This is a genomic window from Streptomyces atratus (genome assembly GCF_014648655.1).
In the GTDB taxonomy this organism is placed as follows: Bacteria; Actinomycetota; Actinomycetes; order Streptomycetales; family Streptomycetaceae; genus Streptomyces; species Streptomyces atratus.
Genome location: NZ_BMRN01000010.1, coordinates 42,048 through 57,770 on the forward strand (window position 1 = coordinate 42,048; position 15,723 = coordinate 57,770).

Here is a 15,723-nt window from a genome sequence, read left to right on the forward strand (position 1 = left end):
ACGCCATCGCTCCACAAGCACCGGCCCGGTTCTCCCTACCCCGCGGAATCCTCGTACGCGAGCGCGGCCCGCCGCTATGTACGGGCGGCATCGCAGCCCTCGGGCCTGCCGCCGGACACTCCGGTACGACTGAGCCCTGTCGCTCGTCAGGCGACCCGCTCCAGGAACTCCAGCCGGTTCCCCACCGGATCGTGGCTGAAGAAGCGCCGGTGCCCCGGCAGTTCGCCGTCCCAGCGCACCTCGGCGCCGTGCTTCTCCAGCCGCGCCGCGAACGCCTCGATGTCCGTGACGCGCAGGCCCGGGTGGGCCTTCCTCGCCGGGCGGAAGCCGGGCTCGATACCCAGGTGGAGCTGGACCGGACCGGCCTGGAACCAGCAGCCGCCGCGGACCGCGAGGGCGGGGGGTTTGGCGATTTCCGTCATGCCGAGGGTGTCCACGTAGTACGTGCGCAGCGCGTCCTGTGAGCCTTCGGGGGCGGCCAGTTGGACGTGGTCGACGGCGGCGATCACCGCGTCTCCTTGCGGGCCACGGCGAAGATGCGGCGAAACGGGAACACCGTGCCGTGCGGGCCCTTGGGGTAGGCGGTGCGGAGCCGGTCGCGGTATTCGGCGAGGAACGCTTCGCGGGCCTCGGGGTCGTCGGCGAGGGCCGTCAGGACGGGGCGCAGGCCGGTGCCCTTCACCCAGTCGAGTACCGGGTCCTCGCCGGGCAGCAGATGCAGATACGTGGTCTCCCAGACGTCAGCCGTGATGCCGGGGGCCGTCAGCGCGTCGAGGTAGGCGGCAGGGCTGAGCACCGCGTCGGCGTGGCGCAGCTCGCCGGCCAGACGGTCGCGCCAGCGCGGGGACCCGGCGAGTTCCCGCATCAGGACATGGCTGGGCTGGTCGAAGTTGCCGGGGACCTGAAAGGCGAAGGTGCCGCCGGGGGTGATCGCGTCCAGCCAGGCCGGAAAGCGGGCGGTGTGGCCGGGGACCCACTGGAGCAGGGCGTTGGAGAAGATCAGGTCGTGATGCTCGGCGGGGGTCCAGGTCGTGGCGTCGGCCTCGGCGAAGTCGAGGTGGGGGCCGGCGTGGGCGCGGGCCCGTTCGAGCATCTGCGAGGAGTTGTCGTAGCCGGTGATCCGGGCCCCGGGCCAGCGGTCGGCGAGCAGGACGGTGACGTTGCCCGCTCCGCAGCCGAGGTCGGCGATACGGGGCGCGGGGGCGGCCGGGAGGTCGGGGATGCGGGCGAGGAGGTCGAGGGAGGGGCGGGTGCGGTGGTCGGCGTGGCGCAGGTACTGCTGCGGGTCCCAGGTGGGTGTGGTCATGGGTTCAGGATCACGTCAGAGATATCTTGATGTCAAGACACTTGAATTCAAGAGACTTCATGTCGACAGACCCTCTACACTGATCCACGTGACTCCACCCACGCGTAGACGCGCGGGCTTCCTGCGTAATTGGCTAGGCCGCATCGCAGAGGGCCAGCCCGGCCCTGTTGAGAACGTTCAGTGCGCCGACGTGGTCCGCGTGGGCCGTGAACCCGCACGCCGAGCACTTGAACCTCGCTTGGGTGACACGGTTCTCCTTCGCGACGTGCCCGCAGTCGGGGCAGGTGCGGGAGGTGTTGCGGGGGTCCACCGGGATCATGATCCGACCGGCGCTTTCAGCCTTGTTCGTGAGGATCGCGAGGAACACCCCCCAACCCGTGTCGAGGATTCTGCGGTTGAGTCCGGCCTTGGCGGCCCGCTGGTTCGGAAGGAACACACCGGGCCGGTCCGGGGCGGGCTTCGGCTTGGGGGCGCGGGTCATGCTCGCGACGTTGAGGCGCTCGTGGGCGATCACGTCGTGATCGCGGACCAGTGCGCGCGCGGTCTTCTGGGCGTGGTCGACGCGCTGACGGCGGATCTTCGCATGCAGCTTCGCCACCCTGCGGACAGCGGCCCGGTGCGCCTTCGTGCGGCGCCGGGTGCGCTTGGGGAACGTCGCCAGGTGCCGCTGCGCTGCGGCGAGTTCCCCGGCAGCGGCTCCGAGGAAGCGAGGGTTGGGGATGTGCTCGCCGTCGCTGGTGGTGAGGAAGTGCGTCACACCCATGTCGATGCCGACCATCACACCTGTGGACGGGAGGGGCTCGGCGGGCACCTCGTCGCAGGAGAGGACCACGTACCACCGGTTGCCCTCGCGCTTGACACCGATCGTCTTCACCCGGCCCTGCACGGGCCGGTACTGGTGCACACGCACATGCCCGATTCCTTGCAGGCGGACACGGGTGACAGGGTCGTGCGGGGTGGGGTCCCAGCGGCATCCGTCGCCGTCCTTCGGGAACACCACCGTGTCGAAGTGGCCGACGCCCTTGAACCGTGGGTATCCCGGGGTCTGCCCGGCCTTGACGCGGCGGAAGAACGCGGCGAACGCCTTGTCCAGGCGACGCAAGGTCGCCTGCTGCGAGGAGAACGACCAACGCCCCTGACGTTCCGGATCGAACGCCCGGATCTCCTTGAGCTGTGCCGACTGGGCACCGTATTTGACCGAAGTCTTCGAGCTGTGCCGGTAGGCGTCCCGACGCTCCTGCAACGCCGCGTTGTAGAGCGAGCAGTGATCCCGCAGCATCTCGCCCAGGGCAACCGCCTGCCGGGCTGTCGGGCGCATCAGGAACCTGTACGCGCGGATCACGCCTTGCGCCTCCGCTCCACGCGCAGGGCCTCAGCCAGAAGGATGCACGCAGCGGCGTTGATCGAGATGCCCGTCTCGTCGGCGTACTCCTCGACCTGCCGCTTCAAGTCCGGGGGCACGCGCAGATTGAGCGACTCCCGGCGATCACCTCTAGCCACAACCAAAACGCTACCAGAAGTGACGGTGAGTCAGGGTTGGAATCAGACGCTGCGCTGCTCCGCAACGCGGTCGCGGATTCGATTCCCCCACCGGCCGGGGCCGGTGGTCCCCTCGAAAGGATTCTGATGGAGGACGAGGTCGACCGACTGGTCGCTGCATGGCGCCGCGAGCGCCCCGACCTCGACGTGGAACCACTCGAGGTGCTCAGCCGCGTATCCCGCCTGGCACGCCATCTGGACCGGGCCCGCCGGATCGCCTTCTCCGAGCACAATCTGGAGCCGTGGGAGTTCGATGTACTGACATCGCTGCGCCGCGCGGGTGACCCTTATCAGCTGTCCCCCGGCCAGCTGCTCACCCAGACCCTGGTCACCTCGGGCACGATGACCAACCGTATCGACCGGCTGACCAAGAAGAACCTCGTCGAGCGGCTCCCCGACCCCAGCGACCGCCGCGGCGTACTGGTCCGGCTCACCGCCGAGGGGCGCGACAGGGCCGACGAGTCGCTGGCCGGCCTGCTCGCCCAGGAACGCGCCATCCTGGCCGAGCTCTCCGCCCACCAGCGCGGTGAACTGGCCAGCCTGCTACGCCAGTTGACCGCTCCGTTCGACAACGTCCCCGGCTAGGACCCGGGTCGGCTCCAGATCGACCGGTCCGACCCCCGCCCGCCGGGCCAGCGCGACCGCGGCCAGCGTGGAGTGCACGCCGAGCTTCCCCAGCACGTTCTGCATGTGCGTACGCACCGTGTGCGGGGAGAGGTAGAGCCGCTCCGCCACTGCCTTGCGGCCCAGGCCCGCCACCATGCAGCGCAGCACCTCGCGCTCGCGCGGGGTCAGTGACTCGACCAGCTCCTCGCTCTCGGTGCGGTGCTTGCGCGCCGCCGTCAGCTCCCGCAGCACGCCCGTGAGCAGGGCCGGGGGCAGATGTGTCTCGTCCCGCAGCACCCCCCGGATGACCGTGAGCAGCCGTTGCAGCGAGCAGTCCTTGGCGACCCAGCCCGAGGCCCCGGCCTGCAGCGCCAGCGCGGCCCGGAGCGGGTCGTCCTTCTCGGCGAGCACCACCGTATGCACGGAAGGCTGACCCGAACGGACCCCGGCGACCAGCGAGATGCCGTCCACCGGGCCGTTCTCCCCGCTGCGGGGGACCGGGACGGGTGCCCGGCGGCCCCTCGCCGCGGCCAGGATGCCCAGTTCGGCATCGACCAGCATCACGTCATAGCCTCGCCCCTCGGCGGCCGCCCGTTCCAGACATCGCAGCGCGGCGGGGCCACTGCCCGCCGCCGCCACATCGACGTCCGGCTCGGCCGCGAGCGCCGCTGCGAGCGACTCGGCGAAAATGCGGTGGTCGTCCACCACGAGAACCCGGATACGAACCACAGGCACCCCCAAGCTGCCTCTGTTGCTGGGCCACCCCCGGCCCGCCGAAGGGACGGAACGGCGCGGGTACGGCCGCCCGGATCGGGGAGATGGACCGCAGTCCCACGACCGCCGCCGTGTTTCGACCGCAACCCGCCCCGGGCGCCGTACCCGACTGTCTCGTACCCCTGAATCAGCACCGGCCCCCACCGGTGCTGTGCATCAGGGTACGGCCGGGGCGCCGGGGCGGAAGGCAATTCGCAGAACTGACAGGCTCTGCTCCGTAGGCTGTGTTACATGTTCCGTCTTGAGACAGAAGTGGACAAAGGGCGGCGCACCCTGCTCAGCCGGCGACTGCGCGACGACAACACAGCCGGCTCCCCTGAGCTCCGCGTGCTGCGCACCGACCCCGCCGGGCAGGAACTCCCCCTGGAAGTGTGGGCGCTGGACGAGCTGGGCGCCATCGCCGGTGGTCTGACCGGCCGCACCTGGGCGCACTGGCTTCATGTGGACCAGCTCTGGGTCGGCGCCCGCCATCGCGGCTGCGGCCTCGGCTCACGGCTGCTCGCCGAGGCGGAACGGGTGGCCGGGGCCGATCGGGCCTGCACCCGCTCCCGGCTGGAGACCTGGGGTTTCCAGGCTCCGGACTTCTACCGGAAGCGGGGCTACGAGGTGAGCGGGCGGGTCGAGAACTACCCGCCCGGAGTCACCGAATTCATCCTGACCAAGGATCTCAGCTGAGACGTCGGGCACCCGTCGAAGGAACGGCGGGGAAGATCCGCGGCGCCGCGTACCCCGCCGAAGCGAACGCCTCCAGCACGGACTTGGCGACCGTGTCCGCCTGCACCTCGTCCACCAGCACGATCGCCGAGCCGCCGAAGCCACCGCCGGTCATCCGCGCACCGAGCGCCCCGGCCCCGCCCGCCGCCGACACCACCAGGTCCAACTCCGGGCAGGAGACCCGCAGATCGTCGCGGAGCGAGACGTGCCCCGCGTCGAGGACCGGGCCCGCGGCCCGCACATCGCCCGCGTCGAGCAGCGCGATGACCTGCTCCACCCGCTCGTTGTCGCTGACCACATGGCGTACGTAACGCACCACGGACTCGTCGACCCCGGCCTCGGCCAGGGTGTCCAGGGCCGCGCCGAGACCCTCGTACGGCAGCTCGCGCAGCGTTCGCAGGCCGAGCGCGGCGGCCCCCGCCTCGCAGCCGGCCCGCCGCTCGGCGTACGCGCCGTCGCCGAGCTCGTGCTTGACCCGGGTGTCCACGACCAGCAGCCGCAGCCCGTGGGCGGCCAGGTCGAAGGGGACCTGGCGCTGGGTGAGGTCGCGGGTGTCGAGGTACAGCGCGTGGCCCTCGGTGCAGCAGGCGGACGCCATCTGGTCCATGACCCCGCACGGCACGCCGACGAACACGTTCTCGGCGCGCTGGCCGATGACCGCCAGCTCCGAGGCGGAGAGCCCCAGTTCGAAGAGGTCGTTCAGAGCCAGCGCGGTGACGACTTCGAGGGCCGCGGAGGAGGAGAGCCCGGCTCCGGTGGGAACGGTGGAGGTCAGCTGTATGTCCGCCCCGGTGACCGGGTGACCGGCCTCGCGCAGCGCCCAGACGACTCCGGCCGGGTACGCCGCCCAGCCGTGCCCCTGGTGCGGGGCCAGCTCGTCGACCCGGAGCCGGACGACACCACCCGGTACGTCGGTCGAGTGGAGTCGCAGCTCGCCGTCGGTGCGGCGGGCGACGGCGGCCCGCGCGGTGTGCGGCAGCGCGAGCGGCATCACGAAACCGTCGTTGAAGTCGGTGTACTCGCCGATCAGATTCACTCGGCCGGGTGCCGCCCAGACCCCTTCGGGGGCACTCCCGTACAGCTCGGTGAAGGCGGCGGTCAGCTCACTGTTCTCGGTCATGGGGTGGTGAGCTCCTCTCGGCGGGCGAACGTCCAGGCGTCGGAGACGATTCCGGTCAGGTCCGCGCGCGACGGCGTCCAGCCGAGGCGCTCCCTGGCGGTGGCGGCGGAGGCGACCAGCACAGCCGGGTCACCGGCGCGGCGCGGGGCCGCGGTTTCGGGGACCGGGTGGCCGGTGACCTCACGGACGGTCTCGATGACCTCGCGCACCGAGAAGCCGTTGCCGTTGCCGAGGTTGCAGATCAGGTGCTCACCCTCGGTGGCCGCGTCCAGGGCCAGCAGGTGGGCCTCGGCGAGATCGGCGACATGGATGTAGTCGCGGACGCAGGTGCCGTCGGGGGTCGGGTAGTCGTCGCCGTACACGGAGATCGACTCGCGCTGTCCGAGGGCGACCTGGAGGACCAGCGGAATGAGGTGCGACTCGGGACTGTGCCGCTCCCCGCAACTGCCGTACGCCCCGGCCACGTTGAAGTAGCGCAGCGAGACGGCGGCCAGTCCGTGCGCGGCCGCCTCACCGGTGATCATGTGGTCGACGGCGAGCTTGGTGGCGCCGTAGGGGTTGGTGGGCGCGGTCGCGTCGGACTCCGTGATGGGAGTGGTGACCGGTTCGCCATAGGTCGCGGCGGTGGAGGAGAAGACCAGGGTCCGCACCCCGGCGTCCCGCATCGCGGCGAGCAGCGCCACTGAGCCCCCGACGTTGTTCACCCAGTACTTCTCCGGGTCCACGACGGACTCGCCGACCTGCGAGTACGCGGCGAAGTGCAGCACCCCGTCGTAGGAGGGGTCCAGCCACTTCGCCGCGTCCTGGATGCGGCCCTCGATGAACTCGGCCCCGGCCGGGACGCCCTCCCGGAACCCGGTCGAGAGGTCGTCGAGGACGGTGACCGCGTGACCGGCCTCCAGCAGATGCTGGGCGACCACGCTGCCGACATAACCCGCGCCACCCGTGACCAGGTACTTCTTCTGGGGCTTGCTCACTCGCTCGCTACCTCTCGCAGTCGCTGGGCCGCGGCCTCCGGCGGCACGTCGTTGATGAACACGTTCATGCCGGATTCGGAACCCGCGAGGAACTTCAGCTTGCCGGAGGTGCGTCGGATGGTGAAAAGCTCCAGATGGAGCCCGAAGTCCTGCCGTCCCGGGACACCGAACGGTGCCTGGTGCCAGGCCGAGATGTACGGGGTCGGCGGCTCGCCGGGGCCGAAGATCCGGTCGAATCGCCTCAAGAGTTCCAGATAGATCTGTGGGAACTCCGCGCGCGCGGCCTCGTCGAGTTCCCTCAGATCGGGGACGCGACGGCGGGGGTGGAGGTGGACCTCGTACGGCCAGTGCGCCGCGTACGGCACGAAGGCGACCCAGTGCTCGCCACCGATGACGATCCGCGAGCCGTCCTTCTCCTCGCGGGCCACGACGTCGTCGAAGAGGTTGCGGCCGGTCTCGGCGCGGTGGGCCTCCATCGAACGGAGCATCAGCTCGGTGCGCGGGGTGACGAAGGGATAGCCGTAGATCTGTCCGTGCGGATGGCCGAGCGTGACGCCGATCTCGGCGCCCCGGTTCTCGAAGCAGAACACCTGCTTGACCTGCGGCAGCTCGGCGAGTTCGGCGGTGCGGTCGGTCCATGCCTCCAGGACCAGGGCGGCCTGGTCCTCGGTGAGGTCCGCGAACGACGCGTCGTGGTCCGCGGTGAAGCAGACGACCTCGCAGCGGCCGGAGTCACCGGCGAGCGAGGGGAAGCGGTTCTCGAAGACGGCGACGTCGTAGTCCGCCTCGGGGATCTCGCTCAGCCGGCCGTCCCGCGAGGGGCAGAGCGGGCACTCGTCGGCCGGCGGGTGGTAGATGCGGCCCTGGCGGTGCGAGGCGATGGCGACGCTGTCGCCGAGGAACGGGTCACGGCGGATCTCGGACGAGGTCGAGACGGCGTCGAGGGGCCGCCGGTCGACGGCGTCGCGCACGACGTCGTCACGACTGTCGTAGTAGAGCAGCTCCCGGCCGTCGGCAAGCGTCGTAACCGTCTTCTTCACCAGGTTCCTCCAAACATAACCAAACACAATGAACCACAAATCAACAGACGCGTCAATGACGCCGACGGGGCGTGTGCGGGCAGGATCTCTAGCACCTCCTGCCTGGATTTACCGGCCAGACGATCGCAATCAAACAAAGAACCCCAGGAAAAGTGTTCAGTTTTTGAACACAAGAGCGTAGTTTCCTTCGAGTTCAGTTCGCGCAGCGAAGGAAGCAGGCCTCGATGAAGTCCGGTGTCCGGGGTCCGGGGCCGAACTGGCCGGACTGGTCTACGGGACCGAGTCCCCGGACGCCGAGGAGGCGTCGGCCGAGGGCGACAGCGCCTGGCACCGCAAGCCGGCCCTGCTGGGCTGGGGGCGCGATCGTCCTCGCCGCCCCGCGCTGCGCCCCGTACTCGTTCTGATCAAAGGGACCCACCATGCCCGACCTGCACAAGGAAGTCTCCGAACCGGAGCAGAAGTCCGCGACCGCGCCCTGACTCTTCGACATCCGGCGGATCACCGGCGGCCTCTTCGTGATCCACGGCGGGATCGTCACCGGACCGGGACTCCGCTTCCTACGTCCGGCGAACCCACAGATCACAGCCGCCTGGACAGTCGCACTCAAGCCGTAACTTCACGGCCTTGACCTATGGCCCGCACGTTCGCCTCCGGTGCTCACCGCTTTGTCCGACTCCACCCGGCGGCTACCGGGCACTCCGCGCCCGGTAGCGCGACGCTGCGGCGCTCCGCGCCACCCACCAAGGACACGATTCCTCCCGGGACGCACGCCCCAGGGTTCCTCGCGGGAATCCGCTGAAACTGCGCCCGGCGCAGGTTCCGTCCGACGGCCCGGACCCGGCGGACGGCTGACGTACCGCATTCAGCAGGGGCCCGGCGGCGTCACCCGATGCCGCCGGGCCCCTGCTTGTCCAGCGGCACGGCCCGGTCCAGCAGCCCCGTGCGGGCCGCGAGCGCCGCGGCCTCCAGCCGGGAGCCGACGCCCAGCTTCATCAGCACCCGCTGCACATGGGTACGCGCGGTGCTCGACGCGATCCGCATCCCGGCCGCGATCAGCCGTGTGTCCTCGCCCTCGGCGACCCGGATCAGGACCTCGACCTCGCGCGGGGTGAGCATCTGCAGCAGCCGCTGCCCCTCGTCGTCCGGCGCCGCGGCCGGATTGAGCAGCTCGGCGAAGGCGCCCTGGAGCAGTTGCGGCGCCACCGCGGCCTCTCCGGCTCGCGCCTTGACCATCGCCCGTTCGACGCCCTCCATGCGCTCGTCGTGCCGGACATATCCCGCGGCGCCCGCCGCGAAGGCCGCCGCGATCCCGCGCGGGCTGGGCACGGGCCCGAGCACCACCACGGCCACCTGAGGGCGCTCGCGCCGGATCCGTACGATCGGGTCGAATGCGCCGGGTTCGGCAGGTGCCGCGGTGCCGAACAGACAGACCTCCGGAGCCCTGCTGACCACCAGCTCCGCCGCTCCCGATGTCGGCGCTGCCGCCGCGAGCACCCGGTGGCCCCGCAGTTTCAACGCCGAGGCGAGCGCCTCGGCGAGCAGTCGGTGATCATCGACCACCATGAGCCGCACGCCCATCGAGCACACCCCCATAGCACCGGCGCCAGGCCCCCCGGCCCGCCCTGACCCGGCAAGTTACACGCTTGTTCGACGTTCCGGACCCGTTACCCGGCAGAAGGCCCCCGGAGTGTCGGATTATGTGCCATTCAGGTCTGCTCTACAGGCGGAAAACGATCGGCCCTGCCGGTCGAATGATCGACCGGCAGGGCCGGGTCACAGGTACTGCGTACGGATCAACTGGTGCCGAAGGCCACAGCCAGGTATTCCTTGCCGTTCAAGGAGCTTCCGTTCATCGCGCTGATCATCGTCTGGGAGATGTACAGCCGGCCGGCGGAGTAGAGCATTTCGGTGTAGTCCCCAAAGAAGCTGCTCTCGGCCTCGCGGACGGACCTCTCGCTCGGGTTCTCCATCAGCACGGTCTGCTTGAAGGTGGCGCCGTCGATGGAGATGATCTGGCCGCCCTTGTCGTACGGGGGCGTCTTGTACGCGATGATGTTGCCGCCGTCCATGCGGAGGGGAAACACCGTGTAGCGGTCGCCCGCATCGGCCCGGTCACTGGTCGGCTTGCCCGTGGTGAGGTCGAAGGAGACGATCTCGTTGGTGTCGCCGTACTCGCCGGTGCCCTCGTGGTCCTCGGTCGGCACGTAGATGCGGTTGTTGCCGACGGCCAGCCTCTGGCAGCTCTCGACCTCGGTGGAGGTACAACGCGCGGCGTACTTCTCGCCGTCCGCCGCGATCCTGGTGAGCAGTTTGCCTGTGGAGGCGTCGATCGAGAAGAAGTCCGAGATACCGCTGCCGTCACCGGCGGTGTCGCCGACATCGGCCGCGACGACCAGCGGCTTGGTGGAGACGATGCTCGCGTAGTCGACACCGGGCGGCATCTTGTAGGAGGAGAGCGGGGCGCCGGTGGTCGGGTTCAGCGCCTGGATGACGAGCTGCGGGTCGTCGTACGTACCGCACGTGCGGACGACGGCGAGCGCCTCGCCACCGGCGTAGCCCGCGTCGTAGCAGCCGTCGGCGGAGACCTTGGGCTTCCAGCGCTCGGCGCCGGTGTTCAGGTCGAACGCCGCGCCGCCCTCGGTGCCGGCCGCGGCGACCGTGGTGCCGCTGAGCGTGATTTCCTTGTACCTGAGCGGCGCGTCACCGCTGGTGGCGGCGGTCACCGACTTGCTCCACATCAGCTTGCCGGTGTTCAGGTCGATCGCGCCGACCTGGTTGCACGGCTGGTACTTCTCGGCCTTGGTCGGCTTGGCCTCCTCGAAGGCAATGGCCGTCTTGTAGTCCTTGGACATGTGCCGGGAGGCGGCGCAGACCTGGCCCGCCAGCGGGATGGACCACAGCTTGGTGCCCTTGGCCGCGTCATAGCCGACGATCTCGTTCAAGCCGGTCTTCACATACGCCTTGTCGGTCATCCAGGAACCGTCGACCTTGGTGACGTCATTGACCTTCGGCTCCGGCAGTTGGAAGGCGGCCTTGGACTTGGGGTCCGCCGGTGCCTTCTCCTTGCCGCCGCCACCGACAGCGCCGCCCTGGCCGCCGTCCTTGCCCTCGGTGGTGCCACCGCTGGACTGGGACGCCTTGTCCTTCTTGCCGTCGTCACCGCCGCTGGAGGAGAACCAGATGCCCGCGCCGACTATCAGCACGACGGCGACCGATGCGGCGACGATGATCTGCATCTGGGTGGTGAACTTCTTGCCCCCGTTCCCGTTCTGCTGCGGCGGGTACGGCTGCTGCATCGGGGTGGTCTGGTAGCCGTACCCCTGCTGCGGCGGCTGGCCGGGCGGCAGGCCCTGCGGGAATCCGTAACCCTGCTGCGGCTGGCCGGGCACGGGCGCCTGCGGATAGCCGTAACCGGGCTGCGGGGGCTGGCCCTGCGGGTAGCCGTAGCCCGGCTGCGGCGGCTGGCCCTGCGGGTAGCCGTAACCGGGGCCCGGCTGCTGCGGCGGGCCCGCGGGCGGCGGGGTCTGCGGGGCACCGAATCCGCCCGCCGGCGGGGTGGCCGGCTGTTTGCCGAACGGGTCGGCGGGCGGCGGGTTCGGTGCGCCGAACCCGCCCGGCGGGGGGTCCTGCGGGGCACCGAATCCGCCCTGGGGCGGCTCGTTGGACGGCTGGGGGGGCTGCGTCATGGCGTACGTACCTCTGGGGAAAGGGAGTTGGTCATTCGGGGCCGTCGAAAGCCTTGGTGAGCCGTCAGTCGCCGAAGGCCATCATGGTCTTCGTCTCCAGCTCTTCCTTGTCGTTCCGCGCGCTGACCCGTCCGCTCGCGATGAAGGAACGGCCGTCCGCGTAGACGACCTTCGACTCGTAGAAGGTGCTCTCGATCTCGGCCGTCGACGCGGGGTGCTTCAGCAGCATCCGCGGGGTGCCGCCGGTCGGTGCGAGGGTGGCGATCCCGCCGCCCTTGTTGTAACCGGCCTCCACGTAGAGCAGCACATTGCCGCCCTCCATGCGCAGCGGCTTCACCATGCTGTCGGCCGGTGCCGCGGCCTTCCACTTGGACTTGCCGGTGTTCAGGTCGAATGCCACGACCTTGTTCGTACGGGCGGTGCCGCTGGAGTCCGGCGAGGTCGACATGTAGAACGTGTTGGCATCGGCGGCGACACCGGTGCAACCGTCCAGGGACTTGCCGAAGATGGCGAAGGTGCTGCCGCAGTCCGGCGAGAACTTGTCGCCCTTGTCACTGACGACTCCGGAGCGGAACGAGCCGTTCTCCTTCAGCGCGAGGATGCTCCACTCCTTGTCCTTCTTCAGGGAGACCACCAGCGGGCTCACCGAGTAGACCCGGTCGATCTCCCATCCGCGCTTGATCCGGTACGTCCACCTGGGCTTCCCCGTGACCGGGTCGAGCTTCTGGATCTGATGCTGCGGATTGTCGATGTCGTCGGTGCGGCAACTGGAGGCTGCGATCAGCCTGGGCCCGCCGGCGAAGGCGAACGGCTGGCAGTCGCCCGGCTGCTTGCCGAACAGTTCCTTGCCGTCGCTGACCCGGTAGGCGTTGGAGTTGCCGGTGCGCCCGACCGTCACGGTGTCGCCACTGATGGCCAACGATATGTCCGACATCATGTCCCAGATGCCGTTCTGCTTGATCGACTTCTTCCAGCCGGCCTTGCCGGTGTTGAGGTCGATCATCTGGAGGTCCGCGCAGTCCGCCTTGTCGGTGGTGCCGTTCTCGACCCCGATGACGATCTTGCCGTCGGTGGTGGGCTGCGAGGGCGCCGCACACAGGTCGGCGGGCAGCTTCAGCGTCCACTTCTGCTTGCCGTCGGCCACGGAGTATCCGGAGACCGCGCGGTACATGCCCTTGACGACGGTGTCGCCCACGACCCAGGGGCCGTGCACGTCCGAGCCGTTGCGCGGCAGTTCGGCGTCGTTCTTCTGCAGCCAGAGAACCTTCGCCTCGCCCTCCTTGCGACCGGCGTTGAGGTCGTCCTCGGCCTCGCGGCCGTCTCCGTTGCCGTCACCCTCGTTGACGGAGGGCGAGCCGCTCGGCCTGGCGTCGCCGCTCTTCTGCGCGACAGGCTTCTTGTCGTCGCTCCCGCGCGTGGCGATGAAGATGCCGCCGCCGATCACCAGGAGCGCGACGGCCGCGGCGCCGACTATCAACGCGGGCTTGCGTTTGGAGGAGTTGCCGCCGCCCTGACCGGGGGCCGGTGCGCCGGGGTACTGCTGCTGCGGGTAGCCGTAACCGGGCTGCGTCGGCTGACCGTACGGACCGGGCTGCTGCCCGTACGGACCCGGCTGCTGGTTGTACGGACCGGGCTGCTGGGCATACGGGCCCGGCTGCTGCTGGTTGTACGGACCGGGCTGCTGGGGGTAGCCGTAACCGGGGGCCTGGCCCGGCGCCTGACCGGGCGTCTGCGGGGAGCCGTAGCCGGGCGGCGGACCCTGGGGCGGCTGAGGACTCCCCTGCGGCGGCTCCTGCGGTGCGCCGAATCCCCCCTGCGGCGGTTGCTGGCTGGGCGGCTGGGTCATCAGCACGTCCCCCTTCGTGCGGTCCGGTGCCCGATCCGGTCTCCCCCGCGATTCCGCAGGGCTCGAAAGGGTCCGACAAGACCCCCGAACTCCACGGAAAGGAGCGAATCGGGCATGGATCCCGCAGTGTTACGACAGTCGAGCGGGGCTTCTTTGTACCACCCGCAACACCCCGCCCACCGGGGCGGTCCACCCCCTGTTCCCAAGGGAGAACCGGCCCGTGATGCCCCCGTTACGCCTCGGGCCGTCAGCTGCCGAAGCCCACGATCGACCTCATCGACTTCTCCGCCTCGTCGTCGATCCCGCTGATCCTCGCCTGCACAAGGAAAGAGCGCCCGTTCGCATAGGCGACCCGGGAAAGGGAGAAGTCTCTTTCGACCGCGGAGGCCGCCGCCGGGTGCCGCAGCACCATCTGCGGCGTACCACCCGTCGGCGGGAGGGATGCGATACCGCCGCCCTTGTTCTTCTCCGCCGCCACATACATCAGCAGCCTGCCGCCCTCCACCCGCATCGGCATCATGGTCTGACCGGCCGGCGCCGCGGCCTTCCACTTGGTCCGACCGGTGTTCAGGTCGAAGGCCACGACCTTGTTGGCGGGACGGCGAGCCGCCGGGTCGGGCTTCGTCGCCAGGTAGACCGCCCGGTCGTCGGCCGTCACGCCGAGGCAGTTGTCAAGACTCTTGCCATCGGTGAGGAGGTCCTCGTCGCACTCCGTCACGTAGTCCTCGGTGCCACCAGCCAGTTGGGAGCGGTAGGTGCCGTTCTCGTTGAGCACGAGGATGGCCCACTTGTCGTCCTGCTTCAGCGAGACGACCGGTGGGCTCGCCGAGTAGAACTGCGCGACCTGCCAGCCCTTCTTGACCTTGTACGTCCACTGGACCTTGCCGGTGACCGGATCGACCCGCTGCACCTGCTGTTCCTTGTGGTCGTCGGCCGCCGTCTGACAGCTGGTGGCGGCGATCCCTTCGGGGCCGCTCGCGAAGCCGAACGGCTGGCAGTTCCCCGGCAGTTCGCCCCAGAGCACCTTGCCGTCACTGACCCGGAAGGCATCCGTCCTGGTGGTGCGCCCCACGGTCACGGTGTCGCCGTTGATCGCCATCGCGACGTGGGAGAGCCCGTCCCAGGCGCCCTGGCGTTTGTAGGTCTTGTGCCAGCCGGCCTTGCCGGTCGTGAGGTCGACCATCTGGAGCGCGTCGCAGAACGCCTGGTCCCCGTGGCCGGACTTGATCCCGAGGACGATCTTGCCGTCGGCGGTGGCCTGCGAGGGCGCCGCGCACAGATTCGACGGCATGCGAAGGCTCCACTTCTGGTGGCCGTCGGTGACCGAATAGCCGGAGAGCGTGTGCAACATGGCCTTGACGATGGTGTCGCCGACGATCCAGGGGCCGTACACGTCCGAGCCGTTGAGCGGCAGATCGACGCCGCCCTCCTGGAGCCAGAGAACCTTCGCCTCGCCCGGCCCGCGCTTGGCGTTGAGCGCGTCGGCCTCCGCGCGGAGGTCGTGCGTGCCCTGGTCCTGGTCCTTGGCCTTGCCCTTGCCGTCGCCCCCGCCGCCGGTGGAGTCCGGCCCGGGGTCGCCGCTCGCCTCTGCCGTGGGCTTCGACCCGTCGTCGCCCCCGCTCGTGACGAACCAGATGCCACCGCCGGCCAGCAGCACCACCGCGAGCGCGGCAGCGATGACCGCACCGCGCCGCCCCCGGAAGAACCCTCCACCGCCGGGCTCCGGCTGTGACTGCGGGCCGAATCCGGGCTGTGGGGGCGCGTTGTACGGTCCCGGCTGCGGGGGCGCGCCGTACGGACCGGGCTGCGGGACGCCGTACGGCCCCGGCTGTGCGGGCGCGCCGTACGGGCCTGCGGCCTGACCGGGTGTGCCGTACGGGCCCGGGGCCTGGCCGGGCGGCGGCGGCGCGGAGCCGTACCCGGGTGGTGACGGGGGCGGCTGAACCGGCGTCGGCGGCGGATCGTACGGAGCCCCGAAGCCCCCCTGTGGCGGTTGCTGGCCGGGCGGCTGGGTCATCAGCACGTCCCCCTTCGTGCGGACCGGTCCGGCATCTGTACCTGCGCCGGGCGAGCTTTCTTTCTATCACCCGCCCCACAGGCCACACCGGTCACACC

14 protein-coding genes are annotated in these 15,723 nt (G+C 70.0%); 2 read left to right on the forward strand and 12 right to left on the reverse strand.

Annotated features, from left to right (window positions below; translation table 11 throughout):
* Window positions 1–146: 146 nt before the first annotated feature.
* The 4 genes from IEZ15_RS18725 to IEZ15_RS18740 form a co-directional block, all read right to left on the reverse strand.
* Complete coding sequence (locus IEZ15_RS18725; protein WP_189278236.1) at window positions 147–509, reverse strand: VOC family protein; 363 nt, start codon at window positions 507–509, stop codon at window positions 147–149.
* Entirely contained in the window at window positions 506–1,306 is an 801-nt protein-coding gene (locus IEZ15_RS18730; protein WP_189278239.1) for a trans-aconitate 2-methyltransferase, read from the reverse strand. The genes IEZ15_RS18725 and IEZ15_RS18730 overlap by 4 nt, the downstream gene beginning before the upstream one ends.
* Before the next feature lie 133 nt (window positions 1,307–1,439).
* Window positions 1,440–2,648, reverse strand: a complete 1,209-nt coding sequence (locus IEZ15_RS18735; RefSeq protein ID WP_189278241.1) for an RNA-guided endonuclease InsQ/TnpB family protein — start codon at window positions 2,646–2,648, stop codon at window positions 1,440–1,442.
* Window positions 2,645–2,806: a toxin-antitoxin system HicB family antitoxin gene (locus IEZ15_RS18740; RefSeq protein WP_189278243.1), complete on the reverse strand. Its 162-nt coding sequence runs from the start codon at window positions 2,804–2,806 to the stop codon at window positions 2,645–2,647. The genes IEZ15_RS18735 and IEZ15_RS18740 overlap by 4 nt, the downstream gene beginning before the upstream one ends.
* A 126-nt stretch (window positions 2,807–2,932) precedes the next feature.
* Between IEZ15_RS18740 and IEZ15_RS18745 the strand changes: the two genes are divergently transcribed.
* On the forward strand, window positions 2,933–3,430 hold the full coding sequence (locus IEZ15_RS18745; RefSeq protein ID WP_189278524.1) for a MarR family winged helix-turn-helix transcriptional regulator: 498 nt from the start codon (window positions 2,933–2,935) through the stop codon (window positions 3,428–3,430).
* Here the strand turns inward: IEZ15_RS18745 and IEZ15_RS18750 are convergent.
* On the reverse strand, window positions 3,389–4,180 hold the full coding sequence (locus tag IEZ15_RS18750; protein WP_114244958.1) for a response regulator transcription factor: 792 nt from the start codon (window positions 4,178–4,180) through the stop codon (window positions 3,389–3,391). The two genes, IEZ15_RS18745 and IEZ15_RS18750, sit on opposite strands and share 42 nt — an antisense overlap.
* Window positions 4,181–4,456: 276 nt before the next feature.
* On the opposite strand from IEZ15_RS18750, the gene IEZ15_RS18755 reads away from it, so the two are divergent.
* Window positions 4,457–4,900, forward strand: coding sequence for a GNAT family N-acetyltransferase (locus IEZ15_RS18755; RefSeq protein WP_189278245.1), 444 nt, complete (start codon window positions 4,457–4,459; stop codon window positions 4,898–4,900).
* Here the strand turns inward: IEZ15_RS18755 and galK are convergent.
* The 7 genes from galK to IEZ15_RS18790 all read right to left on the reverse strand — a co-directional run bounded on the left by galK (window position 4,893) and on the right by IEZ15_RS18790 (window position 15,625).
* Window positions 4,893–6,059 carry a galactokinase gene (gene galK / locus IEZ15_RS18760; protein ID WP_189278246.1) on the reverse strand — a complete coding sequence of 389 codons (1,167 nt, stop codon included), beginning with the start codon at window positions 6,057–6,059 and terminating at the stop codon, window positions 4,893–4,895. The genes IEZ15_RS18755 and galK overlap by 8 nt on opposite strands.
* Window positions 6,056–7,036, reverse strand: coding sequence for a UDP-glucose 4-epimerase GalE (galE, locus tag IEZ15_RS18765; protein ID WP_189278247.1), 981 nt, complete (start codon window positions 7,034–7,036; stop codon window positions 6,056–6,058). The genes galK and galE overlap by 4 nt, the downstream gene beginning before the upstream one ends.
* The gene (gene galT, locus IEZ15_RS18770; protein ID WP_189278248.1) at window positions 7,033–8,076 is read right to left on the reverse strand and encodes a galactose-1-phosphate uridylyltransferase; all 1,044 of its coding nucleotides are present in this window, start codon (window positions 8,074–8,076) and stop codon (window positions 7,033–7,035) included. The genes galE and galT overlap by 4 nt, the downstream gene beginning before the upstream one ends.
* Window positions 8,077–8,958: 882 nt before the next feature.
* The gene (locus tag IEZ15_RS18775) at window positions 8,959–9,654 is read right to left on the reverse strand and encodes a helix-turn-helix transcriptional regulator (protein ID WP_189278249.1); all 696 of its coding nucleotides are present in this window, start codon (window positions 9,652–9,654) and stop codon (window positions 8,959–8,961) included.
* A 215-nt stretch (window positions 9,655–9,869) separates the two neighbouring features.
* Window positions 9,870–11,762 (reverse strand): outer membrane protein assembly factor BamB family protein, encoded by a 1,893-nt coding sequence (locus tag IEZ15_RS18780; RefSeq protein ID WP_189278251.1) that lies wholly within the window; start codon window positions 11,760–11,762, stop codon window positions 9,870–9,872.
* A 64-nt stretch (window positions 11,763–11,826) separates the two neighbouring features.
* Window positions 11,827–13,608, reverse strand: a complete 1,782-nt coding sequence (locus tag IEZ15_RS18785) for an outer membrane protein assembly factor BamB family protein (protein ID WP_189278253.1) — start codon at window positions 13,606–13,608, stop codon at window positions 11,827–11,829.
* A gap of 247 nt (window positions 13,609–13,855) precedes the next feature.
* Window positions 13,856–15,625: an outer membrane protein assembly factor BamB family protein gene (locus tag IEZ15_RS18790; protein ID WP_189278255.1), complete on the reverse strand. Its 1,770-nt coding sequence runs from the start codon at window positions 15,623–15,625 to the stop codon at window positions 13,856–13,858.
* Window positions 15,626–15,723: the final 98 nt, after the last annotated feature.